Annotated in this window: 25 protein-coding genes; 19 read left to right on the plus strand and 6 right to left on the minus strand. The window is 67.6% G+C overall.

What is annotated here, in order from left to right:
- Positions 1-6 precede the first annotated feature (6 nt).
- The 14 genes from mtgA to F3J15_RS20765 all read left to right on the plus strand — a co-directional run bounded on the left by mtgA (position 7) and on the right by F3J15_RS20765 (position 14,892).
- Positions 7-744, plus strand: a complete 738-nt coding sequence (gene mtgA / locus F3J15_RS20700) for a monofunctional biosynthetic peptidoglycan transglycosylase (RefSeq protein ID WP_166893727.1) — start codon at positions 7-9, stop codon at positions 742-744.
- Between the two features lie 437 nt (positions 745-1,181).
- Positions 1,182-2,792, plus strand: a complete 1,611-nt coding sequence (locus F3J15_RS20705; RefSeq protein WP_166893729.1) for a peptidase S10 — start codon at positions 1,182-1,184, stop codon at positions 2,790-2,792.
- A gap of 80 nt (positions 2,793-2,872) precedes the next feature.
- Positions 2,873-3,274 carry an EF-hand domain-containing protein gene (locus F3J15_RS20710; protein WP_166893731.1) on the plus strand — a complete coding sequence of 134 codons (402 nt, stop codon included), beginning with the start codon at positions 2,873-2,875 and terminating at the stop codon, positions 3,272-3,274.
- Positions 3,275-3,622: 348 nt separating this feature from the next.
- Positions 3,623-4,522 (plus strand): IclR family transcriptional regulator, encoded by a 900-nt coding sequence (locus F3J15_RS20715; protein WP_166893733.1) that lies wholly within the window; start codon positions 3,623-3,625, stop codon positions 4,520-4,522.
- Positions 4,519-5,544, plus strand: a complete 1,026-nt coding sequence (locus F3J15_RS20720; RefSeq protein WP_166893735.1) for a 2-dehydro-3-deoxygalactonokinase — start codon at positions 4,519-4,521, stop codon at positions 5,542-5,544. Before F3J15_RS20715 ends, F3J15_RS20720 begins: the two co-directional genes overlap by 4 nt.
- Positions 5,545-5,566: 22 nt before the next feature.
- The gene (locus tag F3J15_RS20725) at positions 5,567-6,244 is read left to right on the plus strand and encodes a 2-dehydro-3-deoxy-6-phosphogalactonate aldolase (RefSeq protein ID WP_089444920.1); all 678 of its coding nucleotides are present in this window, start codon (positions 5,567-5,569) and stop codon (positions 6,242-6,244) included.
- Entirely contained in the window at positions 6,244-7,023 is a 780-nt protein-coding gene (locus tag F3J15_RS20730; RefSeq protein ID WP_166893775.1) for an SDR family oxidoreductase, read from the plus strand. Before F3J15_RS20725 ends, F3J15_RS20730 begins: the two co-directional genes overlap by 1 nt.
- Positions 7,024-7,125: 102 nt before the next feature.
- Positions 7,126-8,121: an arabinose ABC transporter substrate-binding protein gene (locus F3J15_RS20735; RefSeq protein WP_166893738.1), complete on the plus strand. Its 996-nt coding sequence runs from the start codon at positions 7,126-7,128 to the stop codon at positions 8,119-8,121.
- Between the two features lie 69 nt (positions 8,122-8,190).
- Positions 8,191-9,702, plus strand: a complete 1,512-nt coding sequence (gene araG / locus F3J15_RS20740; protein WP_166893740.1) for an L-arabinose ABC transporter ATP-binding protein AraG — start codon at positions 8,191-8,193, stop codon at positions 9,700-9,702.
- A 78-nt stretch (positions 9,703-9,780) separates the two neighbouring features.
- Positions 9,781-10,797, plus strand: a complete 1,017-nt coding sequence (gene araH / locus F3J15_RS20745; protein ID WP_043191339.1) for an L-arabinose ABC transporter permease AraH — start codon at positions 9,781-9,783, stop codon at positions 10,795-10,797.
- A gap of 29 nt (positions 10,798-10,826) precedes the next feature.
- A complete protein-coding gene (locus F3J15_RS20750; RefSeq protein ID WP_166893742.1) occupies positions 10,827-11,633 on the plus strand; it encodes an SDR family oxidoreductase in 807 nt (268 codons plus the stop codon).
- 49 nt (positions 11,634-11,682) lie between these two features.
- Entirely contained in the window at positions 11,683-12,744 is a 1,062-nt protein-coding gene (locus F3J15_RS20755) for an aldose 1-epimerase (protein WP_166893744.1), read from the plus strand.
- 39 nt (positions 12,745-12,783) lie between these two features.
- Positions 12,784-13,611: an orotidine-5'-phosphate decarboxylase gene (gene pyrF, locus F3J15_RS20760; protein ID WP_166893746.1), complete on the plus strand. Its 828-nt coding sequence runs from the start codon at positions 12,784-12,786 to the stop codon at positions 13,609-13,611.
- Between the two features lie 222 nt (positions 13,612-13,833).
- Entirely contained in the window at positions 13,834-14,892 is a 1,059-nt protein-coding gene (locus F3J15_RS20765) for a haloacid dehalogenase-like hydrolase (RefSeq protein WP_166893748.1), read from the plus strand.
- A 38-nt stretch (positions 14,893-14,930) separates the two neighbouring features.
- Here F3J15_RS20765 and F3J15_RS20770 read toward each other — a convergent pair whose 3' ends face one another.
- Genes F3J15_RS20770 through thiL form a run of 3 tightly spaced genes read right to left on the minus strand, consistent with a single transcriptional unit; the run spans position 14,931 to position 17,002 of the window.
- Positions 14,931-15,431 (minus strand): CinA family protein, encoded by a 501-nt coding sequence (locus F3J15_RS20770; protein WP_166893750.1) that lies wholly within the window; start codon positions 15,429-15,431, stop codon positions 14,931-14,933.
- A gap of 31 nt (positions 15,432-15,462) precedes the next feature.
- Positions 15,463-16,014 carry a phosphatidylglycerophosphatase A gene (locus F3J15_RS20775; protein ID WP_166893752.1) on the minus strand — a complete coding sequence of 184 codons (552 nt, stop codon included), beginning with the start codon at positions 16,012-16,014 and terminating at the stop codon, positions 15,463-15,465.
- Complete coding sequence (gene thiL / locus F3J15_RS20780; RefSeq protein WP_166893754.1) at positions 16,004-17,002, minus strand: thiamine-phosphate kinase; 999 nt, start codon at positions 17,000-17,002, stop codon at positions 16,004-16,006. Before thiL ends, F3J15_RS20775 begins: the two co-directional genes overlap by 11 nt.
- 135 nt (positions 17,003-17,137) lie before the next feature.
- Between thiL and F3J15_RS20785 the strand changes: the two genes are divergently transcribed.
- From F3J15_RS20785 to F3J15_RS20800, 4 genes are all read left to right on the plus strand, one after another.
- A complete protein-coding gene (locus F3J15_RS20785; RefSeq protein ID WP_269466151.1) occupies positions 17,138-19,480 on the plus strand; it encodes an NADP-dependent malic enzyme in 2,343 nt (780 codons plus the stop codon).
- 377 nt (positions 19,481-19,857) lie between these two features.
- The gene (locus tag F3J15_RS20790) at positions 19,858-20,289 is read left to right on the plus strand and encodes a ribonuclease (RefSeq protein ID WP_031398890.1); all 432 of its coding nucleotides are present in this window, start codon (positions 19,858-19,860) and stop codon (positions 20,287-20,289) included.
- 16 nt (positions 20,290-20,305) lie between these two features.
- Positions 20,306-20,869 (plus strand): barstar family protein, encoded by a 564-nt coding sequence (locus F3J15_RS20795; RefSeq protein ID WP_069247103.1) that lies wholly within the window; start codon positions 20,306-20,308, stop codon positions 20,867-20,869.
- A gap of 223 nt (positions 20,870-21,092) precedes the next feature.
- Positions 21,093-21,800, plus strand: a complete 708-nt coding sequence (locus tag F3J15_RS20800) for a hypothetical protein (RefSeq protein ID WP_166893756.1) — start codon at positions 21,093-21,095, stop codon at positions 21,798-21,800.
- Between the two features lie 126 nt (positions 21,801-21,926).
- On the opposite strand, the gene F3J15_RS20805 is transcribed toward F3J15_RS20800, so the two are convergent.
- From F3J15_RS20805 to speE, 3 genes are all read right to left on the minus strand, one after another.
- Positions 21,927-22,694: a 16S rRNA (uracil(1498)-N(3))-methyltransferase gene (locus F3J15_RS20805; protein WP_089483416.1), complete on the minus strand. Its 768-nt coding sequence runs from the start codon at positions 22,692-22,694 to the stop codon at positions 21,927-21,929.
- A 17-nt stretch (positions 22,695-22,711) separates the two neighbouring features.
- Complete coding sequence (locus F3J15_RS20810) at positions 22,712-23,128, minus strand: VOC family protein (protein WP_069247106.1); 417 nt, start codon at positions 23,126-23,128, stop codon at positions 22,712-22,714.
- A gap of 162 nt (positions 23,129-23,290) precedes the next feature.
- Positions 23,291-24,148 (minus strand): polyamine aminopropyltransferase, encoded by an 858-nt coding sequence (gene speE, locus F3J15_RS20815; protein ID WP_069247107.1) that lies wholly within the window; start codon positions 24,146-24,148, stop codon positions 23,291-23,293.
- Between the two features lie 216 nt (positions 24,149-24,364).
- Here speE and tkt point away from each other — a divergent pair, with 216 nt between their 5' ends.
- Positions 24,365-26,437 (plus strand): transketolase, encoded by a 2,073-nt coding sequence (tkt, locus tag F3J15_RS20820; RefSeq protein WP_089483417.1) that lies wholly within the window; start codon positions 24,365-24,367, stop codon positions 26,435-26,437.
- Positions 26,438-26,448: the final 11 nt, after the last annotated feature.

A 26,448-nucleotide genomic window follows, 5' to 3' on the forward strand; every position in this document is an offset into this window, starting at 1 on the left:
CGGCACGTGGTGGCGGTGAGCGGCACGCAGCACACGCGGACGGTAAGCCCGACCCGCTGGATCGTCTATGCGGGATCGGTGTTCGCGCTCGCGTGGCTCGCGACGCAACTGTTCTATCTCGCTCAGATCGCGCTGTGGTCGTTCGTGAACCCGGGCTCGACCGCGTTCATGCGTACCGACGCGTGGTGGCTGTCGCGCGACAAGCCGCCCGCGCAGATCCAGCATCAATGGGTGCCGTACGACCAGATCTCGCGCAACCTGAAGCGCGCGCTGATCGCGTCGGAAGATTCGACTTTCGCGACCAACAACGGCTACGACGTCGACGCGATCCTGCAGGCGTGGGAGAAGAACAAGGCGCGCGGCCGGATCGTCGCGGGCGGCTCGACGATCACGCAGCAGCTCGCGCGCAACCTGTTCCTGTCGCGCGAGAAGAGCTACATCCGCAAGGGGCAGGAGCTCATCATCACGTGGATGCTCGAAGCGGTGCTCGACAAGGAGCGGATCTTCGAGATCTACCTGAATTCCGTCGAGTGGGGGCGCGGCGTGTACGGCGCCGAAGCGGCCGCCCGCTATTACTACAGGATTCCCGCGAGCCGGCTCGGCGCGTGGCAATCGGCGCGTCTCGCGGTGATGCTGCCGAAGCCGCGCTGGTTCGACGCGCATCGCGGCTCGGCGTACCAGGCGCAGCGTGCGGCGGTCATCGCCCGACGGATGGGGGCGGCCGAGCTGCCGCAATCGGAGTGAACGGCGCGCTCGCGCCGTCGCATTGACCGTTTCGTCGCCCGGGCGCCCGTCAGGCGACGTTTGTGCGCTGCAGCGCATTCATGTCGCGATCATTTCGGGCCACATCCTTTAGACGAATCCGTCTATTTCGTTTTGCTGAGCAATACCGGCCGCCGTGTGATTTTGTTCGCCGATATGGCACGAAATTCGGAGATTTTTAGTCTCCGCGGATAAACGCGAAAGCCCGTGAAAGGCGCGCGAAATGCAATGTTTCGCGAACCGAAGCATTCCTGAAAGGTGTGCGCCGCACCGGCCGCCCGCCAAATATTTCAAAATTTTTCAAAGCTGACGGGCTCGCGTATATTGGCCAGCGCCTCGGCTTATCGGCCGCAATCGAGGCGGGGGGTGGCTTATCCGGCTGCTCGACACAAAAAACATCCGAGAGAAGGAAAGCAACGATGCCAGCAAGCAAAGCGAAGCTGTTGTTGGGAGTGGTGTTTTCTTCGCTGATTCTGACGGCCTGCAACGACGACGTGACATCGTCCGCTGCTGCCAGCGCCAACAGCTCAGCCGATCCCGCCGGTCAGGCGGACAGGGCGTACAACGATCCGAACAGTTATTCGTCGAGCGCGACCGCGTCGCTCGACGCCTCCGCCGCGGTTGAAAAGGCCGCCGTCACGCATCACCAGATCACCCTCAACGGCAAGACGATCCGCTACACGGCCACGGCCGGCCACCTCGTCGCGCGCAATCCGCAGACCGGCGCGCCCGAAGCATCGTTCTTCTATGTCGCCTATACGGCCGACAACCAGCCCGCGGCGAAGCGGCCCGTCACGTTCCTGTACAACGGCGGCCCCGGCTCGGCATCGGTGTGGCTGCACCTCGGCTCGTTCGGCCCGCGTCGGATCCAGACGGGCGACCCGAACGCGAATACGTCGACGTTCCCGTTCGTCGACAACCAGGAAAGCCTGCTCGACACGACCGACCTCGTGTTCGTCGATGCGATCGGCACCGGCTTCTCCGAAGCGATCGCGCCGAACACGAACCAGACGTTCTGGGGCGTCGACCAGGACGGCGGCGCATTCCGCGATTTCGTGACGCGCTACATCACCGTGAACCAGCGCAACGACTCGCCGAAATACCTGTTCGGCGAATCGTACGGCACGCCGCGCACCGACGTGCTCGCGAACCTGCTCGAGACGGCCGGCGTGAAGCTCGACGGCATCGTGCTGCAGTCGTCGATCCTGAACTACAACGTGAACTGCGACATGGCGAGCGACTACATCGGCAACTCGAACAACGGGTCGAGCCCGGTGAGTTGCGCGGGTTTCGTGCCGTCGTACGGCACGGTCGGCGCGTACTACCAGCTCGACAACCCGAACCCGTCGAGCCTGCCGCAGTATGCGGACCAGATGCGCCTGCTGACGGCCGGCAGCTACGCGCCTGCCGTGAACGCGTATCTGGCGAGCCATACGCCGCCGCCGCCGACCCTCGTCACGACGATGGTGAATTCGACCGGCGTGAAGCAGTCGCTGTGGAATGCGAACTTCAACGTGGTCCCGACCTTCTTCGACAACAGCTTCCAGCTGTCGCTGATCCCGGGCACGCTGATCGGCCGCTACGACGCGCGCGTAAACGTGCCGGTGTCGAGCCCGCTGGCGGCCGACGGCGATCCGTCGAGCTCGTTCATCACGAAGCCGTTCACCGACACGATCGGCAAGTATCTGCCGAACGAGTTGAAGTACACCGCGCAGTCGGCCTACTCGGTGAGCAGCAATGCGATCAATACGTGGGACTGGACGCACGATGGCCTCGCGATGCCGGACACGATCCCCGATCTCGCCGCGGCGCTGTCGCTGAATCCGCAGTTGAAGGTGTTGTCGCTGAACGGGTATCACGACATCGCGACGCCGTTCTACCAGACCGAGCTCGACCTCGCGCGGCTCGGGACGCAACCGAACCTGACGATCAAGGACTATCAGGGCGGACACATGGTCTATCTCGACGATACGTCGCGTCCGCAGGAGAAAGCCGACCTCGTGACCTTCTACAACGCGGCCGCGCACTGATGCTGCGCCACGCAGGCGACGCGCGCCCGCGGGGGCGCCGCGCCTGCCGTCGACGACCTCATTCCAGACTGGAGCCTGATATGAAGAATCGTTTCATCGTCGTTGCCGCGGCGCTCGCCTGTTTCGGCGCCGCAGCATCCGTATCCGCGTTCGCGCAGGCGAGCGATGCCGCCGCACCGGCGCGTGCGCGCCAGGCGCAGCTCGGCGATCCGTACGTACCGCCGGCCGCGCGCAAGCCGACCGCCGGCACGCAGACGACGGGCGCCGCGCTGCATGCGCAGGTGGTGCGCAAGCTCGCGCGGCAGTTCAGCGCGGCCGACGCGCAGAACACGGGTTCGATCACCGAATCGCAGGCACGCGCGGCCGGCCTCGGCTATGTCGCGAACCACTTCCGGCAGATCGACTCGGGCGGCAACGGCCGCGTGTCGTTCGCGGACGTCCAGCGCTACATGCAGGCACGCAGCACGAGCAGCCAGCAGTAAGCGCGGCGCGCGGTGAGTAAACGGGGGCGGAACCTGCTGCACGGCGGGTTCCGCCCCCGTGCACATGAAGCCGCCGTTACGTCGAAGACACGGCGGATTCACGCCGAATTCTCATTATCTGGGCAACGCATTCAAATATTGGAGACGAGTGCGTGCGCTCCTACAATCCGAAGCACATCACAGCTTCGGACCCACGCATCGCGCGGCGCCCGACGCACACGGAGACACCTTCCATGAAGTTCGCCGGGCGCTTTATTCGGTGCATCGACCGCCGCCTCGTCGCGACGCCGGACGCCATTCCGGCATCGTGCGAACGGCTTCACCGGTTCCGTTGAAGAAGCCCGCCCCATGAACAAGATGCCCGACACCCTTGCCCTAGACGCCCGGCGTGCGACGCCGGACGATGCGTCGCTGACCGACAGCATCGGCGCGACCAGCACGCCGCTCGATCTCGCCGCGCAGCAGGCCGGCACGCAGACGCTGCTGCGCGGTCTTGCGATCCTTGAGGCGATCGCGAACGGCGCGCGCGACATGCGCGCGATCGGCGCCGCGCTCGGCACGACGCGCAGCACCACGCACCGGCTCGTCAGCAGCCTCGTGCAGGCGCGCTACCTGCGCCAGGTGCAGGGCGGCTACCTGCTCGGCCCGAAGCTGATCGAGCTCGGCACGATCGCGCTCGAGCAGATGCCGCTCACCGCGGTGGCGCGCCCGCACCTCGAAGCGCTCGCGGAAGCGACGCTCGACACGATCCATCTCGGCGTGCGCGATGGCGACGACGTGCTGTACATCGACAAGATTCCCGGCACGCGCGGCCTCGAGATGCGCTCGCGCGTCGGCCACCGGATGCCGCTCGCGTCGACCGGCATCGGCAAGGCGATGATGCTCGACACCGATCCCGACACGTGGCGCTCGCTGTTCGAGGCCGCCCGGCGGGCGCTTGCCGGCGTCAACTTCAAGCCGGACAACCGGCCCGAGACGAGCGCGTTCCTGCAGCGCATGGCGCATTACGCGGCCGGCGGCTATACGTTCGATCTCGAGGAGAACGAGGCGTCGATCCGCTGCGTGGCGGCGCCGATCCGCGACGCATCGGGCGCGATCGTCGCGGCCGTGTCGGTCGCGAGCACGATTCCGTACATGTCGCACGACCGGATGGACGAACTGATTCCGCTCGTGCAGCGCGAAGCGCGAGCCATTTCCGCGGAACTGGGCTGGAGCCCGCCGCAGGTTACCCGCAGGATCAAACGATGACGACTTCGACCCGGCCCGTTCCGGATGCCAGTACCGCCACCCCGTCGCTGATCGCGCTCGACTGGGGCACGACGTCGCTGCGCGCCTATCTGTACGACGCGCACGGCGCGCTCATCGACACGCGCAGCCGTGCGGCGGGCGTGATGCATGTGCCGGGCGGCGGCGCGCGCGCGTTCGACGCAGTGTTCGAGGAAGCGTGCGGCGACTGGCTCGACCGCACGCCGGGCCTGCCGGTGCTCGCCGCCGGGATGGTCGGCAGTGCGCAAGGCTGGCGCGAGGCGCCGTACGTCGCGGTGCCGGCCGGCGCCGACGCGCTCGTCGCGGGCCTCATCACGGTGACGACGGCGCGCGGCACGACGATCTCGATCGTGCCGGGCGTCATCGCCACGGGCGAACTGCCCGACGTGATGCGCGGTGAAGAAACGCAGATATTCGGTGCGCTCGCGAGCGATCCCACGCTTGGCGCCGATCGTTCAGGGGTACTGATCGGCTTGCCGGGCACCCATGCGAAATGGGCGTGGGTGAGGGACGGGCTGATCGAGCGCTTCCAGACCTTCATGACGGGCGAGCTGTTCGCGGTGCTGCGCGACCACACGATCCTCGGCCGCACGATGCGTGCGGGCGCGTCGCCCGATCGCGCGGCGTTCGTGCGCGGCGTCTCGGTCGCGCGCGGCGCGCAGCACACGGGGCTGCTCGCGACGATCTTCAGCACGCGCACGCTCGGCCTGACCGACCGGCTCGCGCCCGATGCGCAGGGCGACTACCTGTCCGGGCTGCTGATCGGCCATGAGCTCAACGCGCTCGACGCGATGCTCGCGGAGCGCGGCATCGCGCTCGCGGACCAGCCGCTGCTGCTGATCGGCGACGACAGCCTGTGCGCGCGCTACGCCGATGCGCTCCAGGAATTCGGCCACCCGCATGCCCGTGTCGTCGCGCATGCGACCGACCGCGGTCTGTGGCGGATCGCGTCGCGCGCCGGGCTCGTGCGTGCGGATGGCGAGCCCGTCTGCGCCGACCAATGAACTGTTTGCAGAGGATTCCTCGATGCCGTCCGACCTGACCTTGCCCGCACCCTACGCGCCCCACGCCGCGCTGATGCGTGCGTTCGACGCGTGCCCGCTGATCGCGATCATGCGCGGGATCACGCCCGCCGAAGCGGCCGACCACGGCCACGCGCTCTATGAAGCCGGCTTCCGGATCGTCGAGGTGCCGCTCAACTCGCCCGATCCGTTCGACAGCATCGCCGCGCTGCGGCGTGTGCTGCCCGACGACGCGATCGTCGGCGCGGGGACCGTGCTGCGTGCCGAGTACGTCGACCGCGTGCAGGACGCGGGCGGCGCGCTGATCGTGATGCCGCACAGCGACGCGGCCGTGATCCGCCGCGCCCGCGAGCGCGGCCTCGCGAGCGCGCCGGGCGTGGCGACGCCGACCGAAGCGTTCGCGGCGCTCACGAACGGCGCCGACGTGCTGAAGATGTTCCCGGCCGAGCAGCTCGGCGTGCCTGTCGTGAAGGCGTGGCGCGCGGTGATCGACCGCGCGGTGCCGCTGATTCCGGTCGGCGGCATCTCGCCCGACAACATGGCGCCGTTCCTGAATGCCGGCGCGAACGGTTTCGGGCTCGGCTCGGCGCTGTACCGCCCCGGCCAGTCGGCCGACGCGACCGCGGCGAACGCGCGTGCGTTCCAGGCCGGCTTGCGCGCGGCGCGCGGCGGAGCCGCATGATGGGCCGCCTCGCGGACAAGGTCGCGATGGTGACGGGCGCGGGCCGGGGCATCGGCGCCGCGATCGCCCGCGCGTTCGTTCGCGAGGGGGCGGCGGTCGCGCTCGTCGATCTCGACTTCCCGCAGGCGCAGCGCACGGCCGCCGCGATTGCGCACGAGATCGCCGGTGCGCGCGTGCTGCCGCTGCAGGCGGATGTCGCGCGGCAGGAGGCGGTGCGTGCTGCACTGGCGCAGACCGAGGCGGCGTTCGGCCCGCTCGACGTACTTGTGAACAACGCGGGCATCAACGTGTTCGCCGATCCGCTGACGATGACCGACGACGACTGGCGCCGCTGCTTCGCGGTCGATCTCGACGGCGTGTGGCACGGCTGCCGCGCGGCGCTGGAGGGGATGGTCGAACGCGGTCGCGGCAGCATCGTGAACATCGCGTCGACGCACGCGTTCAGGATCATTCCGGGCTGCTTTCCGTACCCGGTCGCGAAGCATGGCGTGCTGGGCCTCACGCGTGCGCTCGGCATCGAATACGCGGCGCGCAACGTTCGCGTGAACGCGATCGCGCCGGGCTACATCGAGACGCAGCTCACGCGCGACTGGTGGGACGCGCAACCCGACCCTGCTGCCGCGCGCGCCGAAACGCTCGCGCTGCAGCCGATGAAGCGGATCGGCCGGCCGGAGGAGGTCGCGATGACGGCCGTGTTCCTGGCGTCCGACGAGGCGCCGTTCATCAATGCCGCGTGCATCACCGTCGATGGCGGACGCGCGGCGCTGTATCACGACTGACGCAACGATTCGAAAGACCGCACGTGCGACGGCCGCGCGCACGCTGCGTCGAAACCAACAAGCGGCTGCATCCTGTTCGATGAAGACAAGGAGACACTGGAGATGAAACGCAGAACGTTCGTAACGCTGGCGGCCGCGGCCGCGGTGGTGATCGGGAGCCCCGTCGTGCACGCGGCCGATCCGGTCAAGATCGGCTTCCTCGTGAAGCAGCCGGAAGAGCCGTGGTTCCAGGACGAGTGGAAGTTCGCCGAAATCGCGGCGAAGCAGAAGGGCTTCACGCTCGTGAAGATCGGCGCGCCGTCCGGTGAAAAGGTGATGAGCGCGATCGACAACCTGTCCGCGCAGAAGGCGCAGGGCTTCATCATCTGCACGCCGGACGTGAAGCTCGGGCCGGGCATCGTCGCGAAGGCGAAGTCGCACAACCTGAAGATGATGACGGTGGACGACCGCCTCGTCGACGGCGCGGGCAAGCCGATCGAGGCGGTCCCGCACATGGGGATCTCCGCCTACAACATCGGCAAGCAGGTCGGCGACGGCATCGCGGCCGAGATCAGGAAGCGCGGCTGGGACATGAAGGACGTCGGTGCGATCGACATCACCTACGAGCAGCTGCCGACCGCGCATGACCGCACCAGCGGCGCGACCGACGCGCTGGTGGCCGCCGGCTTCCCGAAGGCGAACGTGATCGCGGCGCCGCAGGCGAAGACCGACACCGAGAACGCCTTCAACGCGGCGAACATCGCGCTCACGAAGAACCCGCAGTTCAAGCACTGGGTGGCATACGGCCTGAACGACGAAGCGGTGCTCGGCGCGGTGCGCGCGGCGGAAGGGCGCGGCTTCAAGGCGGACAACATGATCGGCATCGGCATCGGCGGCTCCGACTCGGCGCTGAACGAGTTCAAGAAGCCGCAGCCGACGGGCTTCTACGGCACCGTGATCATCAGCCCGAAGCGCCACGGCGAGGAAACCTCGGACCTGATGTACACGTGGATCACGCAGGGCAAGGCACCGCCGGCGCTGACGCTGACGACCGGCATGCTCGCGACGCGCGACAACGTGTCGAAGGTGCGCGACGAGATGGGGCTCGCGTCGAAGTAAGCGGCTTGCCGGCTGCGGCGGCAACGCGGCAGCCGGCGATCGATGGATCTGCAAGAGTAGGGAGACGACGTGTCAGCGGCACTGCGTTTTGACAATATCGGCAAGGTCTTTCCCGGCGTGCGCGCACTCGACGGCATCTCGTTCGACGTGCATGCGGGCGAGGTGCATGGCCTGATGGGCGAGAACGGCGCGGGCAAGTCGACGCTGCTGAAGATTCTCGGCGGCGAATACCAGCCCGATGCGGGCAGCGTGCTGGTCGACGGCCAGCCCGTGCAGTTCGCGAGTGCGGCCGCGTCGATCGCGGCCGGCATCGCGGTGATTCACCAGGAACTGCAGTACGTGCCCGACCTGACGGTCGCGGAAAACCTGCTGCTCGGCCGCCTGCCGAATGCGTTCGGCTGGGTGAGGAAGCGCGAGGCGAAGCGCTTCGTGCGCGAGCGGCTCGCCGCGATGGGCGTCGATCTCGATCCCGATGCGCGGCTCGGGCGGCTGTCGATCGCGCAGCGACAGATGGTCGAGATCTGCAAGGCGCTGATGCGCAATGCGCGCGTGATCGCGCTCGACGAACCGACCAGCTCGCTGTCGCATCGCGAGACCGAAGTGCTGTTCAAGCTGGTCGACGACCTGCGTGCGCAGGGCCGCGCGCTGATCTACATCTCGCACCGGATGGACGAGATCTACCGGCTGTGCGACGCCTGCACGATCTTCCGCGACGGGCGCAAGATCGCATCGCACGAATCACTCGCCGACGTGCCGCGCGAACGGCTCGTCGCCGAGATGGTCGGGCGCGAGATTTCGGATATCTATCATTACGCGCCGCGTGCGCTCGGCGACGTGCGCTTCGCGGCCGAAGGCATCGACGGCCCGGCACTGCGCGAACCCGCGAGCTTCTCGGTGCGCGCGGGCGAGATCGTCGGCTTCTTCGGGCTCGTCGGCGCGGGCCGCAGCGAGCTGATGCGGCTCGTGTACGGCGCGGATCACCGGCGCGCGGGCGCGCTGACACTCGACGGCGCGCGCATCGACGTGAAGCGCACCGGCGATGCGATCCGCCACGGCATCGTGCTGTGCCCCGAGGACCGCAAGGAAGAGGGGATCATCGCGATCGCGTCGGTCGCGGAGAACATCAACATCAGCTGCCGCCGCCATTCGCTGCGCGCGGGGCTCTTCATCAACCGCAAGGCCGAAAGCGAAACGGCCGACCGTTTCATCCAGCGGCTGAAGATCAAGACGCCGAACCGGCGCCAGAAGATCCGCTTCCTGTCGGGCGGCAACCAGCAGAAGGCGATCCTGTCGCGCTGGCTCGCGGAGCCCGACCTGAAGGTCGTGATCCTCGACGAGCCGACGCGCGGGATCGACGTCGGCGCGAAGCACGAGATCTACGACGTGATCTACCGGCTCGCGGAACGCGGCTGCGCGATCGTGATGGTGTCGTCGGAGCTGCCGGAAGTGCTCGGCGTGTCCGACCGCATCGTGGTGATGCGCGAAGGGCGGATCGCGGGCGAGCTGCCGCGCGAGCGGGCGAACGAGCATGCGGTGCTGAACCTCGCGCTGCCGCAGACGAGCGTGGTCGAGGCGGCCTGACGCCGCCGGACACGCCCGGGACATTCGAATCGAACACGCGCGGCGCGGGCCGCGCGATGCAGGAGCAGGAGACACATCATGCAAGTCAACGAAAACCTTGGCAGCGCCGCCGTGAAGCCGTCGGCCGACGCGCTGGTGCCGCAGCAGAGCGACCGCCAGAAGTGGTGGCAGCATCTGACCGAATACAGCCTGATCGCGATCTTCGCGGTGATGTTCATCACGATGTCGCTGACCGTCGATCACTTCTTCTCGATCGACAACATGCTCGGCCTCGCGCTGTCGATCTCGCAGATCGGCATGGTCGCGTGCACGATGATGTTCTGTCTCGCGTCGCGCGACTTCGACCTGTCGATCGGCTCGACCGTCGCGTTCTCCGGCGTGCTGTGCGCGATGGTGCTGAACGCGACCGACAACACGTTCGTCGCGATCGTCGCGGCGGTCGCGGCCGGCGCCGCGATCGGCTTCGTGAACGGCGCGGTGATCGCGTACTTGCGCATCAACGCGCTGATCACGACGCTCGCGACGATGGAGATCGTGCGCGGGCTCGGCTTCATCGTGTCGAAGGGGCAGGCGGTCGGCGTGTCGTCGGACACCTTCATCGCGCTCGGCGGGCTGTCGCTGTTCGGCGTGTCGCTGCCGATCTGGGTCACGCTGCTGTGCTTCATCGCGTTCGGCGTGCTGCTGAACCAGACGGTCTATGGGCGCAACACGCTCGCGATCGGCGGCAACCCGGAAGCCTCGCGGCTCGCGGGGATCAACGTCGAACGCACGCGCGTGTACATCTTCCTGATCCAGGGCGCGGTGACGGCGCTCGCGGGCGTGATCCTCGCGTCGCGCATCACGTCGGGCCAGCCGAACGCCGCGCAGGGCTTCGAGCTGAACGTGATCTCCGCGTGCGTGCTCGGCGGCGTGTCGCTGATGGGCGGCCGCGCGACGATCTCGGGCGTCGTGATCGGCGTGCTGATCATGGGCACCGTCGAGAACGTGATGAACCTGCTGAACATCGACGCGTTCTACCAGTACCTCGTGCGCGGCGCGATCCTGCTCGCGGCCGTGCTGCTCGACCAGCTGAAGAACCGCGGCGTCCGCGACTGACCCGATCCGCTCTTACGGAGAAGAACCGCATGACCATCGACACTTCCGCGCACGATCCGCACCCCGCGAGCCCTGCGCGCTATGCACGCTACCCGAGCCTCGAGGATCGCGCGGTGCTGATCACGGGCGGCGCGACCGGTATCGGCGCGGCGTTCGTCGAACACTTCGCCGAGCAGGGCGCGCGCGTCGCGTTCGTCGACCTCGACGCGGCGGCCGGCGCCGCGCTCGCGGAAAGCCTCGCGCACGTACGCCATGCGCCGCTGTTCCTCCAGTGCGACCTGACCGACATCGACGCGCTGCGCCATGCGATCGACGCGATCCGCGCGCGCATCGGCGCGATCGCGGTGCTCGTGAACAACGCGGCGAACGACACGCGCCACGCGATCGGCGACGTGACGCCCGAATCGTTCGACGCGGGCATCGCGGTGAACCTGCGTCACCAGTTCTTCGCCGCGCAGGCGGTGATCGACGACATGAAGCGGCAGGGCGGCGGCGCGATCGTCAATCTCGGCTCGATCAGCTGGATGCTGAAGAACGGCGGCTATCCCGTCTACGTGATGGCGAAGGCGGCCGTGCAGGGGCTGACGCGCGGCCTCGCGCGCGACCTCGGCCCGTTCGGCATCCGCGTGAATTCGCTGGTGCCCGGCTGGGTGATGACCGACAAGCAGCGCCGGCTGTGGCTCGACGACGCGGGCCGCGCGGCGATCAAGGCCGGCCAGTGCCTCGATGCCGAACTGCTGCCCGCCGATCTCGCGCGGATGGCGCTGTTCCTCGCGGCCGACGACAGCCGGATGATCACCGCGCAGGACGTGATCGTCGACGGCGGCTGGGCCTGACCGTTCGCACGACCCGCATCGTTTCTTCGACGAAGGAAAGGAGTTCACCATGACCGCCACGTCCTCGAGCGCATCGTCGTCCACCAGCCAGTCGCGCCGCGCGCGCCTGGCCGCCGCCGCGCAGCCGGTCAGCCCCGGCCCGCAGACGGCTGCCTTCGCGCAGGGTGTCGGCGCCGCGCATGCGGCGGCCGTCACGCTGTCGAACGCGCTGCTGCGGCTCGACGTGCTGCCGCATCTCGGCGGCGGTATCGCGCGCTTCGACTGGCGCGGCGACAACGGCGCGCTGATGCCGGTGTTCCGCCGTTGTGAACACCCGGAAGCGGCGACCGATCCGAACGAACTCGCGTGCTATCCGCTGCTGCCTTACTCGAACCGGATCGGCGACGGGCGCTTCGAATGCGACGGGCGCAAGGTCGCGGTGCCGCGCAATCGCAGCGACGAGCCGCTGCCGATCCACGGCGACGGCTGGCTCGCGCGGTGGCAGGTGGACGATGCGACCGGCACGTCGCTGCAACTGTCGCTCGACCGCACCGCCGGCGCGCCGTATGCGTTCCGCGCGATCCAGTCGTTCGAGCTCGACGACGCGACGCTGTCGATCGCGCTGACGATCGAGAACGCGGGGCGTGCGCGGCTGCCGTTCGGGCTCGGCGTGCATCCGTTCCTCGTGCGCGATACCGCGACCGAACTGGCCGCGGCTGCCGGCGGGCTGTGGCTGTCGGGCGCGGATTTCCTGCCGGTGCGGCACGTGAGCGTGCCGCCGGCCTGGCAGTTCGGCGTCGCGTATCCGCTGCCGGCCACGCTCGTCAATCATGCGTTCACCGGCTGGGGCGGCCACGCGACGGTGAGCTGGCCGCGCCGCGGGCTGTCGCTGACGGTGGCGGCCGACGCCGACGCGTACGTGCTCTATACGCCGCCCGGCGAGGATTTCTTCTGCTTCGAGCCGGTCGATCATCCGATCAACGCGGTGAACCTGCCGGGCGGCGCGACCGCGCACGGGATGACGCTGCTCGCGCCCGGCGAGCGGCTCACGCGGCGTTTCGCGTTCACCGTCGAGCGCGTCGATGCGCGCGGCAATGCGGCTTCGCGCGAGGCGCGCCGGCGACGCGGGTAAAATACGCGGTCTACCAACGGTTTGCCGCGAGTACCCGCCATGTCTTCCCCGCTTACTTTCATCGAATCGCTGCGCGCCGCGTGGCAGCGCACTAACTCGCTGCTGTGCGTCGGCCTCGATCCCGAGCCGTCGCGCTTTCCCGCGCAGTTCGACGGCCAACCCGACGCGATCTTCGAATTCTGCCGGCAGATCGTCGACGCCACCGCGGAATTCGCGAGTGCGTTCAAGCCGCAGATTGCCTACTTCGCCGCGCATCGTGCGGAAGACCAGCTCGAGCGGCTGATCGCGCACATCCACCTCCAGCATCCGGGCCTGCCGGTGATCCTCGACGCGAAGCGCGGCGACATCGGCAGCACGGCCGAGCAGTACGCGCGCGAAGCGTTCGAGCGCTATCGCGCGGACGCCGTCACGGTGAACCCGTACATGGGCTACGACTCGGTCGAGCCGTACTTCGAGCACGAAGGCAAGGGCGTGATCGTGCTGTGCCGCACGTCGAACCCGGGCGGCTCGGACCTGCAGTTCCTCGACACGAACGGCCGGCCGCTGTACCAGGTCGTCGCCGACCTCGCGGCGAACAAGTGGAACGCGAAGAACGGCCAGCTCGGCCTCGTGGTCGGCGCGACGTTCCCGAAGGAAATCGAGATCGTGCGCGGGATCGTCGGCGACATGCCGCTGCTGATTCCCGGCATCGGCGCGCAGGGCGGCGACGTGCAGGCGACCGTCAACGCGGGCCGCACGGCCGACGGCACCGGCATGATGATCAACTCGTCGCGCGCGATCCTGTACGCGAGCAAGGGCGAGGATTTTGCCGAAGCCGCGGCGCTCGCCGCGCAGAAGACCCGCGACACGATCAACGCGCATCGTTGATCGGTTGCACCGGCAGCCCGCACCGGGCAGCCGGTTCCGGCGGGCTCCCACGCGCGAGCCCGCCGTTTCCCCTCGGTTTTCCCGTTCCTCCGCCCGCCTGGCTGCACTGGCGCACGCGGACAACTTCCCGTCGCTTCCGTATCGCATGTCGCCACTTTAATCGCGCGATGCTCCCGCTTGTCATCGATCCGTAACGAAAATGTCAAGAAAGGGAGTGACGCCATGCCCAAGCTGTCCCGCCGTCTTCTGAGCGCATTCGCTGCATCGCTGTGCATGACGTTCGCCCATGCGGCGGATCTCTCGCACTGGCCGGCCGACAGCGCGAAGGCGCTGAACGCGATGATCGCCGCGCACGCGCACCGCGGCGACTACGCGGTGTTCGACGCCGACAACACGACCTACCGCTACGACCTCGAGGAGTCGCTGCTGCCGTACCTCGAGAGTCGCGGCGTGCTGACGCGCGACACGCTCGACCCGTCGCTGAAGCTGATCCCGTTCAAGGATTCCGCCGACTACCAGGAATCGCTGACGAGCTATTACTACCGGCTGTGCGAGATCGACGACCTGGTCTGCTACCCGTGGATCGCGCAGGCGTTCGCCGGCCAGTCGCTGGCCGACCTGAAGCGCCACGTCGACGCGATGCTCGCCGATGGCAAGCCGATTCCGATCCGCTACTGGCAGGGCGACAAGGTGGTCGACGGCACGGTGAACCCGCCGCGTTTCTTCCGCGGGATGCAGGAGCTGTACAACGCGCTGCGCGAGAACGGGATCGAGGTCTACGTGATGACGGCCGCGCACGAGGAGCTCGCGCGGCTCGTGCTGTCCGACCCGAAGTACGGCTACAACGTGAAGCCGCAGAACGTGATCGGCGTGACGACGCTGCTGCGCAACCCGGCGACCGGCGCGTTGACCACGTCGAGATTGCAGATCAAGGCCGGCAAGTACGACGAGGCCGCGAACCGCAGCCTGGTGATCACGCCGTTCCTGATGAACCCGATGACGTGGTACGAAGGCAAGCTCGGCTCGATCGTCGGCTGGATCGACCAGTGGAAGAAGCCGGTGCTCGTCGCGGGCGACACGCCGACGTCCGACGGCTACATGCTGCTGAACGCGACCGACGTTGCGCGTGGCGGCGTGCGCGTGTGGGTGAACAAGAAGGACAAGCAGATGGCGCAGATCCGCGCGTGGTCGGATGAATCGGCCGCGCAGCAGAAGTCGCTCGGCCTGCCGGTGACGGCGGACAAGAACTGGATCGTCGTGAAGCCCGACGCGATCCAGTAAGCGGGCAGGCGGGGGCGCGGCGTGCGCCCCCGGCCCGATCAGCCCTCGCGCTCGTCGAGCAGCTTCAGCAGCCCGCGCAGTGCATGCGCGGCCGCCTGCGTGCGGATCTGTTCGCGATCGCCCTTGAACACGAGCGTCTCGACGTCGGTATGCAGCCGGTTGCTCCAGCCGAACGACACGGTGCCGACCGGCTTCTTCTCGCTGCCGCCTGCGGGGCCCGCGATGCCGGTGACGGACAGCGCGACCTGCGCACGGCTGTTGCGTAGCGCGCCTTCGGCCATCGCGCGCGCGACGGGCCCGCTGACGGCACCGTGCTTGTCGATCAGGTCGGGCGGCACGCCGATCATCTCGATCTTGGCCTGGTTCGAGTATGTGACGAAGCCGCGCTCGAACCACTGGCTGCTGCCGGAGATGTCGGTGATCGCCGCGGCGATCATGCCGCCGGTACAGGATTCGGCGGTGGCGAGCGTCAGGTGCTCGTCACGCAGCTTGTTGCCTGCGCGGATCGCAAGCTGGTGGACGACGGAATCGGTTGGCATGCGCGTCGGGAAACGGGAGTCGGAAAATCGGTCAGCCGACGACGGAGCGCCACAGGGCGATCACGAGCAGCGTCATGAACGCGGCGACCAGGTCGTCGACCATGATGCCGAGCCCGCCTTTCAGGCGGCGCTCGACATAGCGGATCGGCGGCGGCTTGAGCATGTCGAAGAAGCGGAACGCGACGAACGCCCACAGCTGGCCGACGAAGGTCGCGGGCGTGACGAACAGCATCACGAGCCAGATCGCGACGATCTCGTCCCAGACGACGGCGCCCGGATCGGCCGAACCCATCTTCCTCGCGGTGAAATCGGTGAGCCACGTGCCCGCCACGAAGCCGACCGCGATCAGCGCCCACCATTCGGGCACCGTCAGGTAGCGGTTGAGCACGACGAACGTGAGCCAGCCGAACAGCGAGCCGAACGTGCCGGACATGATCGGCGCGAGCCCGCTGCCGAAGCCGAGCGACACGATGTGCGCCGGGTGCGACAGCATGAAGCGTGCGGTCGCGCGCCGCGGCGCGTTGCCGCCGGATGCGGCGCCGGGCTCGGCCGCGGTGTGCGCGGGCGTCGGGTCAGTCTGCATGGAAGTGGTCGAAGCCGTGCAACGTGAGAGCGAGAGGCGCGCCGGCGGCGTCGCGCCACGCGATCGCGGGCGGGTCCGACGGCACGGACAACGCGCGTATTGTACCGATTCGGGTGACCGCCACGCCGGCCGTTACGCCCGCCGCTTCGACCGCCGCGCGGGCCGCCGCTGGCGCGGTAAAGCACAGTTCGTAGTCGTCGCCGCCGGCCAGCGTGCAGCGGCGCTGCACGTCGGGCGGCAGCGTCGCGAGCGCGGCCGAGCGCGGCACCGCGTCGGCATCGATCTCGGCTCGCACGTTTGAGCGGGCCAGGATGTGCTGCAGGTCGCCGGCGAGGCCGTCCGAGAGGTCGAGCGCCGCGTGCGCGACGCCCGCGAGCGCGAGGCCGAGCGCGATGCGCGGTTCGGGGTACTCGAGCGCGCGCCGGAATGCGGCTGCTTCGTTTGCGCCGGCCGCCCATTCGCCGCGCGCGACGCCGAGGCCGGCGCGCGCATCGCCGAGCGTGCCGGACACCCAGACGTCGTCGCCGTCGCGTGCGGCATCGCGGCGCAGTGCCGCGTCGGGCGCGACTTCACCGAATACGGTCACGCACAGGTTCAGCGGGCCGCTCGTCGTGTCGCCGCCGATCAGCTCGCAGCCGTAGCGCTCGGCGAGCGCGAACAGCCCGTTGCTGAACGCTTCCAGCCACGCCGCGTCGGCACGCGGCAGCGCGCATGCGAGCGTGAACGCGCGCGGCTCGGCGCCCATCGCCGCGAGGTCGGACAGGTTGACCGCGAGCGTCTTGTGGCCGAGCGCGTCGGGCGCGACGTCGGGGAAGAAGTGGCGGCCTTCCACCAGCATGTCCGTCGAAATGGCCAGCAATTTCCCGGATCGGGGCGTGATCAACGCGCAGTCGTCGCCGATGCCGAGCGTCGACGCACGGGCGCCCTGCGCGGCGCGGCGCGTGAAGAAGCGTTCGATCAGCGAAAACTCGGAGAGGGCGGCTGGCACGGCGGATGGATCCGAAACGATGGAAGGAACGGCATTGTACGAGGCGAGCGGCGGCGTTCCTGCACCGTTCAGTACAATTTTGTCGCGGCTGTTGCACCCGAATCGCCGGTCTGGCGGCCGATGATTGGCGCTACAATGCCGTCGAAGAGTTATTCTAATCCGCCCGCCAAGAGACACATGTCTACCCAAGCCTCCTCCAAAGCCAAACTCCGCGAAGCCGCGCTCGACTATCACGAATTCCCGACCCCCGGGAAAATCGCGATCGCCCCGACCAAGCAGATGATCAACCAGCGCGACCTCGCGCTCGCGTACTCGCCGGGTGTGGCGTACGCGTGCGAGGAGATCGTCGAGAATCCGCTCAACGCGGCGCGCTTCACCGCGCGCAGCAACCTGGTCGGCGTCGTCACGAACGGTACGGCGGTGCTCGGTCTCGGCAACATCGGCCCGCTCGCGTCGAAGCCGGTGATGGAAGGCAAGGCGGTGCTGTTCAAGAAGTTCGCGGGCATCGACGTGTTCGACATCGAGCTGAACGAATCGGATCCGCACAAGCTCGTCGACGTGATCGCCGCGCTGGAGCCGACCTTTGGCGGGATCAACCTGGAAGACATCAAGGCGCCGGACTGCTTCATCGTCGAGCGCGAAGCGCGCAAGCGGATGAAGATTCCGGTGTTCCACGACGACCAGCACGGCACCGCGATCGTGGTGGCCGCGGCCGTCACGAACGGGCTGAAGGTCGTCAACAAGGACATCAAGAAGGTCAAGCTCGTCGCGTCCGGCGCGGGTGCGGCCGCGCTCGCGTGTCTCGACCTGCTGGTCGACATCGGCCTGCCGATCGAGAACATCATCGTGACCGACCTGGCGGGCGTGGTCTACAAGGGCCGCACCGAGCTGATGGATCCGGACAAGGAGCGTTTCGCCCGCGAAACGGAAGCCCGGACGCTGGCCGAAGTGATCGACGGCGCGGACATCTTCCTCGGCCTGTCGGCCGCCGGCGTGCTGAAGCAGGAGATGGTGAAGGGCATGGCCGAGCGCCCGCTGATCCTCGCGCTCGCGAACCCGACGCCGGAAATCCTGCCGGAACTCGCGCTCGAAGTGCGCCCGGACGCCGTGCTGGCCACGGGCCGCACCGATTACCCGAACCAGGTCAACAACGTCCTGTGCTTCCCGTTCATCTTCCGCGGCGCACTCGACGTCGGCGCGACGACGATCACGCGTGAAATGGAGATCGCGGCCGTCAACGCGATCGCCGAGCTCGCGCAGCACGAGCAGAGCGACATCGTCGCGACCGCGTACGGCATCCAGGATCTGTCGTTCGGGCCCGAATACCTGATTCCGAAGCCGTTCGATCCGCGCCTGATCGTGAAGATCGCGCCGGCCGTCGCGCAGGCCGCGATGGACGGCGGCGTTGCGACGCGCCCGATCGAGGACATGGACGCGTACAAGCAGCACCTGCAGCAGTTCGTGTACCACAGCGGCACGACGATGAAGCCGATCTTCCAGATCGCGCGCGCCGCGCCGGAAGAGAAGAAGCGCGTCGTGTTCGCGGAAGGCGAAGAAGAGCGCGTGTTGCGCGCCGTTCAGATCATCGTCGACGAAAAACTCGCGAAGCCGATCCTGATCGGCCGCCCGTCGGTGATCGAGCACCGTATCCAGCGCTACGGCCTGCGCCTGACGCCGGGCACCGATTTCACGGTCGTCAACACCGAGCACGACGAGCGCTACCGCGACTTCTGGCAGACGTACTACAAGATGATGGCGCGCAAGGGCATCAGCGAGCAGCTCGCGCGCGTCGAGATGCGCCGCCGCACGACGCTGATCGGCTCGATGCTGGTGAAGAAGGGTGAAGCGGACGGGATGATCTGCGGCACGATCAGCACCACGCACCGCCACCTGCACTTCATCGACCAGGTGATCGGCAAGCGCCCGGGCTGCAGCGTGTACGCGGCGATGAACGGCCTCGTGCTGCCGGGCCGCCAGATTTTCCTCGTCGACACGCACGTGAACGTCGATCCGACCCCGGAAGAGCTGGCCGAGATCACGATCATGGCGGCGGAAGAAGTGCGCCGCTTCGGCATCGAGCCGAAGGTCGCGCTGGTGTCGCACTCGAATTTCGGCACGAGCAACGCACCTTCGGCGAAGAAGATGCGCGATACGCTCGCGATCCTGCAGGATCGCGCGCCGGAGCTGAAGGTGGACGGCGAGATGCACGGCGACGTCGCACTCGACGCGGCGCTGCGCAAGGAAATCCTGCCGGAATCGACGCTGGAAGGCGAAGCGAACCTGCTGATCCTGCCGAACATCGACGCCGCCAACATCGCGTACAACCTGCTGAAGACGGCCGCGGGCAACAACATCGCGATCGGGCCGATCCTGCTGGGCGCAGCGCAGCCGGTGCACGTGCTGACCGAATCGGCGACCGTTCGCCGCATCGTCAACATGGCGGCGCTGCTGGTCGCCGACGTGAACGCCACGCGCTGAGCCAAAAACGAACGCGCCAGGCCGGTCGAATCGGCGTGGCGCGTCGCGCGAAATTGTAAACAAAAGCAAAAAGAGGCGTGCCCGCAATGGGCACGCCGCGGGCAGGGCGCAAACGCGCTTCCCTCAAGCAACAGCAGCATCTCTCTCCACTCAGCGTAGCGAGCACGGCAAGAGGCAGAGTCTTGCCATGCAGAGATGCCGTCCGCATTTTATCTCATGTAAGATAAATGTAGTGTGATTTCGGTAAAAAATGCGCAATTTCGGGTATCACTGGTCTTTCGATTCCCAAACGGACATTGATTCGCGCGGCCAATAACGCTACGCTAACGCCTTTGTTGGTCGTCAACTACTTGATTTAACAGCGGGAACCCTGGTTCATGGCACGCAAGTGGCTCCGCAACGGCGCGCTCGCGTCCGTCTTCGCGATGTTCGCGATGGGTATCGTCGGCACGCCGACGGGCAGTCTGGTTTCCGCCGCTTACGCACGGGAGGCCGTTCCGGCCGACGTGGCGGCGAGCGGGCTCGATACGATTCCGACCGCCCGTCTTCCGCGCGAGGCCGTGACCACGCTGGGCCTGATCGGCGCCGGCGGTCCGTATCCATACGAGAAAGACGGCGTCGTGTTTGGCAACCGCGAGCGGATCCTGCCAAAAGCGAAGCGCGGCTACTACCATGAGTACACGGTGCCGACGCCGCGTGCCCGCAATCGCGGTGCCCGCCGGATCGTCTGTGGCGGGCCATTGCGCCGGATCGACAACTGTTATTACACGGGCGACCACTACAACAGTTTTAAACGTATTGTTGAATGACTTCGGGACGAATGGCATGAGCGACTCCATCTACGCGCACGAAACGGCGGCGGCGGAACTGTTCGCGGCCGGCGACGGCAATCTGTTTCAGCGCGTGATCCAACTGCACGCGGCGGCGCAGGCTGGCAGCACGCCGGAGCAACAGGAAGCCGAGCCCGGGCTTTCATCGAACGAGGAGCCTATGAGCCTTTTCACGACCGTGCGACCCAATCTCGTGCAGTCGATCCGCGCGTTCCGCGTGCAGGATCTCGCCGACGAAGCCGGCCGGCTCGGCCAGCATTTCCTGTATGCGTTTTGCGGCGCCGCGCAGTCGAAGCAGGAAGTGATGGAAACGATCGCGACGTCGTTCCTGTTCCCGAAACATTTCGGGAAGAACTACGACGCGCTGTACGACTGCCTGACCGACCTCGTCGCGAAGGCCGGCGCGCAGCCCGGGTTCGTGATCGTCCTCGAAGGGCTGCCGATCGCGCAGAAATTCGACAAGGAAGGCCGCGAGACGCTGCTCGACGTGTTCCGCGAGGCGGCCGAATTCTGGGCCGAGCGCAAGGTCGCGTTCCGCGTGTTCTACTCGTTCGCGTAAGTGCACGTCGGCCAGCGGCCGATTCGGCGATTCACCCTTCAGAAGCCCGCCTCGAGCGGGCTTTTTTGCGCCTGTGCGACGCGTACGGGCCGGACCGGCGCGTGGCCTGCTGACATTGTCCTTTCATCCGGCACCTTTTTTCGGGACAATCTCGATCGGCCCGGTCGCGGCAGCCGCCGCATCGGGCGCACAAAACAAACCATCGAGAGAGGGCTGTCTTCCCATGAATATTTCCCGTTCCGCACGCGCCGTCGTGCTGCCCTTGCTGGTCGCGGCGGGCGCCGCGCATGCGGCGCCGCTGACGCCCGAGCAGACCGTCGACCTTTACATCGGCGCATTCGTCAACGGCGATGTGTCGAAAGCCCGCGAGTTCAACGATGCGGTGCGCGCGAGTTACAGCGGCAAGGACGCGCTCAACCTCGACGTTCTGTCGAAGATGGGCCAATCAATGCGCCAGGACATGGCCGACGGGATGCTGGAGCCGATGCCGCCGAAGGTGAGTGCTGCGCTGCGCCCATCCGTCGAAGGAGCGGTCGCAGCGTATCTGCGTGCGCTCAATCGCTCGGAGTGCAAGGCAACCGGGTCGTCGCAGCGACCGAACTCGGCTGTCGAGGGCAAAACGATCGCGACGGTCGAGTTTGGGTGCCGCGTCCCGGATGCAAGGCCCGGCGGAGAGGCGTTGGCGGAAAAGCTTGGTGACGGTCGTCGGCTGAAGAACGACGCTGCACGCATTCTCGCGTTTCAGAAGATTTACTCCGGCATGGCGCAGGTTCTGGACGCGGCACCGGTTGCCTACCCCGTGACGGGCAAGATCGACCTTTACAGCCTGGACCGTGGCGGCTGGACGACCGGTCGCCCTCAGGATGTGTTGACGCCCGTGCTTGATGCGTTATCGGAAGCGATGCCGCATGGCTCGTCGAGCGACAAGTAAGTTGCGATAGACCGCCGCATCGCAACGGGCCGCATTCCCGCGGCGATGCCGGCCGCTTGTCGCGCAGCGGCCGGGTGGCGTGCGGTCAAGGCGTGTCGCGCCGTCTTGCGCAGGCACGACAACCCATCACCATCCCCCCCAGCGCGCCGCAAGCGCCGCGAGCACGGCCGCGCCGGCCGTCTCGGTGCGCAGCACGCGGGGCCCGAGCGACAGCGCGGTGAACCCGCGTGCGCGTGCCGCATTTTCTTCGTCGGGCGACAGCCCGCCTTCCGGTCCGATCAGCAGCGTGACCGTTGCAGCGGGCGGCGCGTCGGGCAGCGACGCGAACGGGATGCTCGCGCGCGGCGACAGCAGCAGCCGCAGCTCGCCGTCGGCCGGTGCGGCCGGCAGCGCATCGAGCCATGCGTTGAAGCTGGTAACCGGCGCGACGTCGGGCACGCGGTTGCGCCCGCATTGCTCGCACGACGCGCGCACGACGCCGCGCCAGTGCGCGACGCGCTTGTCCGCCCGTTCGCCGGCGAGCTTCACGACGCCGCGCGCGGTCGACAGCGGCACGACCGCCGTCACGCCGAGCTCGACGGCCTTCTCGATCACCCAGTCCATCTTGTCGCCGCCGGCGATCCCTTGCGCGAGCGTCACGCGATAGGGCGGCTCGGCTTCGGCCGGTTCGAACGTGTCGATCTGCGCGAGCGCGCTGCGCTTGTCGATCTCGACGAGCCGCGCGCGGTACTGGCCGCCGGTGCCGTCGAACAGCGCGAGCACGTCGCCGGGCTGCAGGCGCAGCACCTGTGCGTGGCGCGCGACCTCGGCCGGCAATGCGAGCGTGGCGTCGGCGCGCAGTGCCGCGTCGACGAAAAAGCGCGGCACGGCCGCGGTGGTGGTGGCTTCGTTCATGCGTGTAACGGTTGGGGTCATGCGTCGAGGCGGCGCCCGAGCGCCCATCGGTAGCCGTCGAGATCCTCGATCTGCGCGAACCGGTCGCCCCAGAACTGATCCTGCGGCGCGCTCAGCGATTTCGCGCCCGCGTCGAGCGCGCGCTGCCAGGTGGCGTCGACGTCATCGACGTATAGATAGAACGATTGCGGCGCGGTGGCGTTCGCACTCTTAGGTGTGAGCGCGGGCGAGCCGAACGCGCCTTCGGGCGCGAACATCACGATCAGTTGGCCGCGATAGGCCATCTCGACGTGCATGATCGCGCCGTCCTCGTCGTGCACGTCGCGTACCGTGAAGCCGAATGCGGCCTTGAAGAACTCGATGGCCGCGCGCGCGTTGCGTACGGCCAGGTAGGGCGTCAACCAAGGCACGTTGGCCGGACGTGGATCGGTCATGAAAATCTCCTGTGGGGGCGCTTGGGCACGTGTTCTGATTCCATGCCCGGGCGTTCGTTCAGGGGGCGGCGCGGCGTCCAGGATGTTCCGCCCCGGTGCCATGCATCGCGAAGCCTGCCAGGACGCGATGGAAAAACGGAAGCGAGGCGGCCGCGCGGACGTTCAGCGGCGAACGCCCAGTGTATCGCGCAGCGCGCACGGCAGGGCAAAGAGGGACGCATGCAGTCGCGCGTCGTAGTAGCGCAATCCCTGCACGTGGCGTGCGGCGAGGCGTTCGTCGACGTCGTGCGCGAACAGCGCGGCCGCATCGAGCGTATCGCTCGCGATCGCCATCAGCCATTGGGACCCGTATAGCGGCACATGCGCGGACAGCGGATCGACGACCGCGAAGCTCGCGCGCAGGTCGTCGAGCAGCGCGGCGATGCGCGCCGCGTGGAACTCCGGCGAGCCGAGGTGCATCGAGATCGCGCCGCACGGCGTGAGGATCCGCTTGAGTTGCGCGTAGAACTCGCGCGTATAGAGGCCGGCCGCCGGCGAATCGGGCGGCGTGAGGTCGAACACGACGAGATCGAAATGCTCGATGGTCGACGTGACGAAATGCGCGGCGTCGCCGATCACGACCTCGACGCGCGGGTCGTCGAGTGCGCCCTGGTGCACGTCGTCGAGATAGCGGCGCGCCATGCCGACCACTTCGTCGTCGAGCTCGGCGACGACGATCCGCTCGATGCATGCGTGCTTGAGCAACTGGCGCGCGGCGCCGCCGTCGCCGCCGCCGAGCACGAGCGCCTTCTTCGGGCACGGATGCGCGAGTGCGGCCGGGTGCGTCATGCACTCGTGATACACGTATTCGTCGCCGACCGACGTCATCGGCCGGCCGTCCAGCGTAAACAGGCGGCCGAGCTGCGGCGTTTCCCAGACTTCGATGCGCTGGTGCGGCGATGCGACGTGCGCGAGCCGGCGTGCGTTCGGGAATCCGTAGGCGGCGTTGGGCGTGGGATGGAAGAGAAGGGTCGTGCTCACGGGCGGGCGGCTCGGGGCGGGCAGTTCTGACGTCTGAATTATAGGAGGCGCGCGGTTGTGCGGAAAAGCGTGCCGGAACACCGCGCATCGACAAGGGAAATGTCAGCCCATCTGTTAAAATGACGAGCTTTGCAGCCCCGTCCGTAGGCTCCGTCCGCTTCGCGTCCGTCAGGCGCCGCACCGCGCGCCGGGAACGATTGACGCTCGAGCTTCCGGATGCCGCCGTGCCCCCGTTTCCTCGACTCGTTCTCCGGACTCGACATGACGACTTCGTCTCCCGCCTCCACCACCCTGATGGCCAACGCGATCCGTGCGCTCGCAATGGACGCCGTCCAGCAAGCGAACTCCGGCCACCCCGGCATGCCGATGGGCATGGCCGAAATCGGCGTCGCGCTCTGGTCGCGCCATCTGAAGCACAACCCGACGAACCCGCACTGGGCAGACCGTGACCGCTTCGTGCTGTCGAACGGCCATGGCTCGATGCTGCTGTACTCGCTGCTGCACCTGACCGGCTACGACCTGCCGATCGAAGAGCTGAAGAACTTCCGCCAGCTGCACTCGAAGACGCCGGGCCACCCGGAATACGGCATCACGCCGGGCGTCGAGACGACCACCGGCCCGCTCGGCCAGGGTCTCGCGAACGCGGTCGGCATGGCGCTCGGCGAAGCGCTGATGGCCGACGAGTTCAACCGTGACGGCGCGAAGATCGTCGATCACCACACGTACGTGTTCCTCGGCGACGGCTGCCTGATGGAAGGTATCTCGCACGAAGCCTGCTCGCTCGCCGGCACGCTGAAGCTGAACAAGCTGATCGCGCTGTACGACGACAACGGCATCTCGATCGACGGCGACGTCGTGAACTGGTTCCACGACGACACCCCGAAGCGCTTCGAAGCGTACGGCTGGAACGTGATCCCGCACGTGAACGGCCACGACGTCGACGCGGTCGACGCAGCCATCGCGAAGGCGAAGCTGTCGGACAAGCCGACGCTGATCTGCTGCAAGACGGTGATCGGCCAGGGCGCGGCGACCAAGGCCGGCGGCCACGACGTGCACGGCGCGGCGCTCGGCGCGGAAGAAATCGCGAAGACGCGCGCGGCACTCGGCTGGACCTGGGAGCCGTTCGTGATTCCGCAGGAAGTCTACGCGGCATGGGATGCGAAGGAAGCCGGCAAGCGCGCGGAAACCGAATGGGATGCGACGTTCGCGCAATATCGCGCCAAGTTCCCGGCAGAAGCCGCTGAATTCGAGCGCCGGATGGCCAACCAGCTGCCGGCCGACTGGGCGCAGAAGGCTGCAGCGATCATCGCCGGCGCGAACGAGCGCGCCGAGACGGTGGCGACCCGCAAGGCGTCGCAGCAGGCGATCGAAGGCCTGGCTGCCGTACTGCCCGAACTGCTCGGCGGCTCGGCCGACCTGACCGGCTCGAACCTGACCAACTGGAAGGCATCGAAGGCCGTCCGTGCGAATCCGGAAGGCCCGGGCGTCCAGCTGGGCAACCACATCAACTACGGCGTGCGCGAATTCGGCATGAGCGCCGCGATCAACGGCCTCGCGCTGCACGGCGGCCACAAGCCGTTCGGCGGCACGTTCCTGACGTTCTCCGACTACAGCCGCAACGCGCTGCGCGTGGCCGCGCTGATGAAGGTGCCGTCGATCTTCGTGTTCACGCACGACTCGATCGGCCTCGGCGAAGACGGCCCGACGCATCAGTCGATCGAGCACGTGTCGAGCCTGCGCCTGATCCCGAACCACGACGTATGGCGTCCGGCCGACACGGTCGAGACGGCCGTCGCATGGACCCACGCGGTCGCCGCCGACCGTCCGTCGAGCCTGATCTTCAGCCGCCAGAACCTGGCGTTCAACCCGCGTACCGATGCGCAGATCGCGAACATCGAGAAGGGCGGCTACGTGCTGAAGGACTGGGACGACGAGATCGTCGCGCGCAAGATCATCCTGATCGCGACGGGCTCGGAAGTCGAACTCGCGATGAAGGCCGTCGAGCCGCTCGCGCAGCAAGGCATCGCGGCACGTGTCGTGTCGATGCCGTCGACCAACGTGTTCGACCGCCAGGACGCCGAATACCGTGAGCGCGTGCTGCCGCACGGCGTGCGCCGCGTCGCGATCGAAGCGGGCGTGACGGCCTTCTGGCACAAGTACGTCGGCCTCGAAGGCGGCGTCGTCGGGATCGACACGTTCGGCGAATCGGCGCCGGCCGGCGTGCTGTTCAAGTACTTCGGCTTCACCGTCGAGCACGTCGTCGAGACCGCCAAGGCCGTGCTGGCCTAAAGAGACATACG

Source organism: Burkholderia sp. Ap-955, from assembly GCF_011753045.1.
In the GTDB taxonomy this organism is placed as follows: Bacteria; Pseudomonadota; Gammaproteobacteria; order Burkholderiales; family Burkholderiaceae; genus Burkholderia; species Burkholderia lata_D.

Coding starts and splice junctions, on each gene's coding strand:
- F3J15_RS20705 (WP_166893729.1), top strand. CDS start 1,182: ATGCCAGCAAGCAAAGCGAAGCTGTTGTTGGGAGTGGTGTTTTCTTCG.
- F3J15_RS20710 (WP_166893731.1), top strand. CDS start 2,873: ATGAAGAATCGTTTCATCGTCGTTGCCGCGGCGCTCGCCTGTTTCGGC.
- F3J15_RS20715 (WP_166893733.1), top strand. CDS start 3,623: ATGAACAAGATGCCCGACACCCTTGCCCTAGACGCCCGGCGTGCGACG.
- F3J15_RS20720 (WP_166893735.1), top strand. CDS start 4,519: ATGACGACTTCGACCCGGCCCGTTCCGGATGCCAGTACCGCCACCCCG.
- F3J15_RS20725 (WP_089444920.1), top strand. CDS start 5,567: ATGCCGTCCGACCTGACCTTGCCCGCACCCTACGCGCCCCACGCCGCG.
- F3J15_RS20730 (WP_166893775.1), top strand. CDS start 6,244: ATGGGCCGCCTCGCGGACAAGGTCGCGATGGTGACGGGCGCGGGCCGG.
- F3J15_RS20735 (WP_166893738.1), top strand. CDS start 7,126: ATGAAACGCAGAACGTTCGTAACGCTGGCGGCCGCGGCCGCGGTGGTG.
- araH (WP_043191339.1), top strand. CDS start 9,781: ATGCAAGTCAACGAAAACCTTGGCAGCGCCGCCGTGAAGCCGTCGGCC.
- F3J15_RS20750 (WP_166893742.1), top strand. CDS start 10,827: ATGACCATCGACACTTCCGCGCACGATCCGCACCCCGCGAGCCCTGCG.
- F3J15_RS20755 (WP_166893744.1), top strand. CDS start 11,683: ATGACCGCCACGTCCTCGAGCGCATCGTCGTCCACCAGCCAGTCGCGC.
- pyrF (WP_166893746.1), top strand. CDS start 12,784: ATGTCTTCCCCGCTTACTTTCATCGAATCGCTGCGCGCCGCGTGGCAG.
- F3J15_RS20765 (WP_166893748.1), top strand. CDS start 13,834: ATGCCCAAGCTGTCCCGCCGTCTTCTGAGCGCATTCGCTGCATCGCTG.
- F3J15_RS20770 (WP_166893750.1), bottom strand. CDS start 15,431: ATGCCAACCGATTCCGTCGTCCACCAGCTTGCGATCCGCGCAGGCAAC.
- F3J15_RS20775 (WP_166893752.1), bottom strand. CDS start 16,014: ATGCAGACTGACCCGACGCCCGCGCACACCGCGGCCGAGCCCGGCGCC.
- F3J15_RS20785 (WP_269466151.1), top strand. CDS start 17,138: ATGCCGTCGAAGAGTTATTCTAATCCGCCCGCCAAGAGACACATGTCT.
- F3J15_RS20790 (WP_031398890.1), top strand. CDS start 19,858: ATGGCACGCAAGTGGCTCCGCAACGGCGCGCTCGCGTCCGTCTTCGCG.
- F3J15_RS20795 (WP_069247103.1), top strand. CDS start 20,306: ATGAGCGACTCCATCTACGCGCACGAAACGGCGGCGGCGGAACTGTTC.
- F3J15_RS20800 (WP_166893756.1), top strand. CDS start 21,093: ATGAATATTTCCCGTTCCGCACGCGCCGTCGTGCTGCCCTTGCTGGTC.
- F3J15_RS20805 (WP_089483416.1), bottom strand. CDS start 22,694: ATGAACGAAGCCACCACCACCGCGGCCGTGCCGCGCTTTTTCGTCGAC.
- F3J15_RS20810 (WP_069247106.1), bottom strand. CDS start 23,128: ATGACCGATCCACGTCCGGCCAACGTGCCTTGGTTGACGCCCTACCTG.
- tkt (WP_089483417.1), top strand. CDS start 24,365: ATGCCGCCGTGCCCCCGTTTCCTCGACTCGTTCTCCGGACTCGACATG.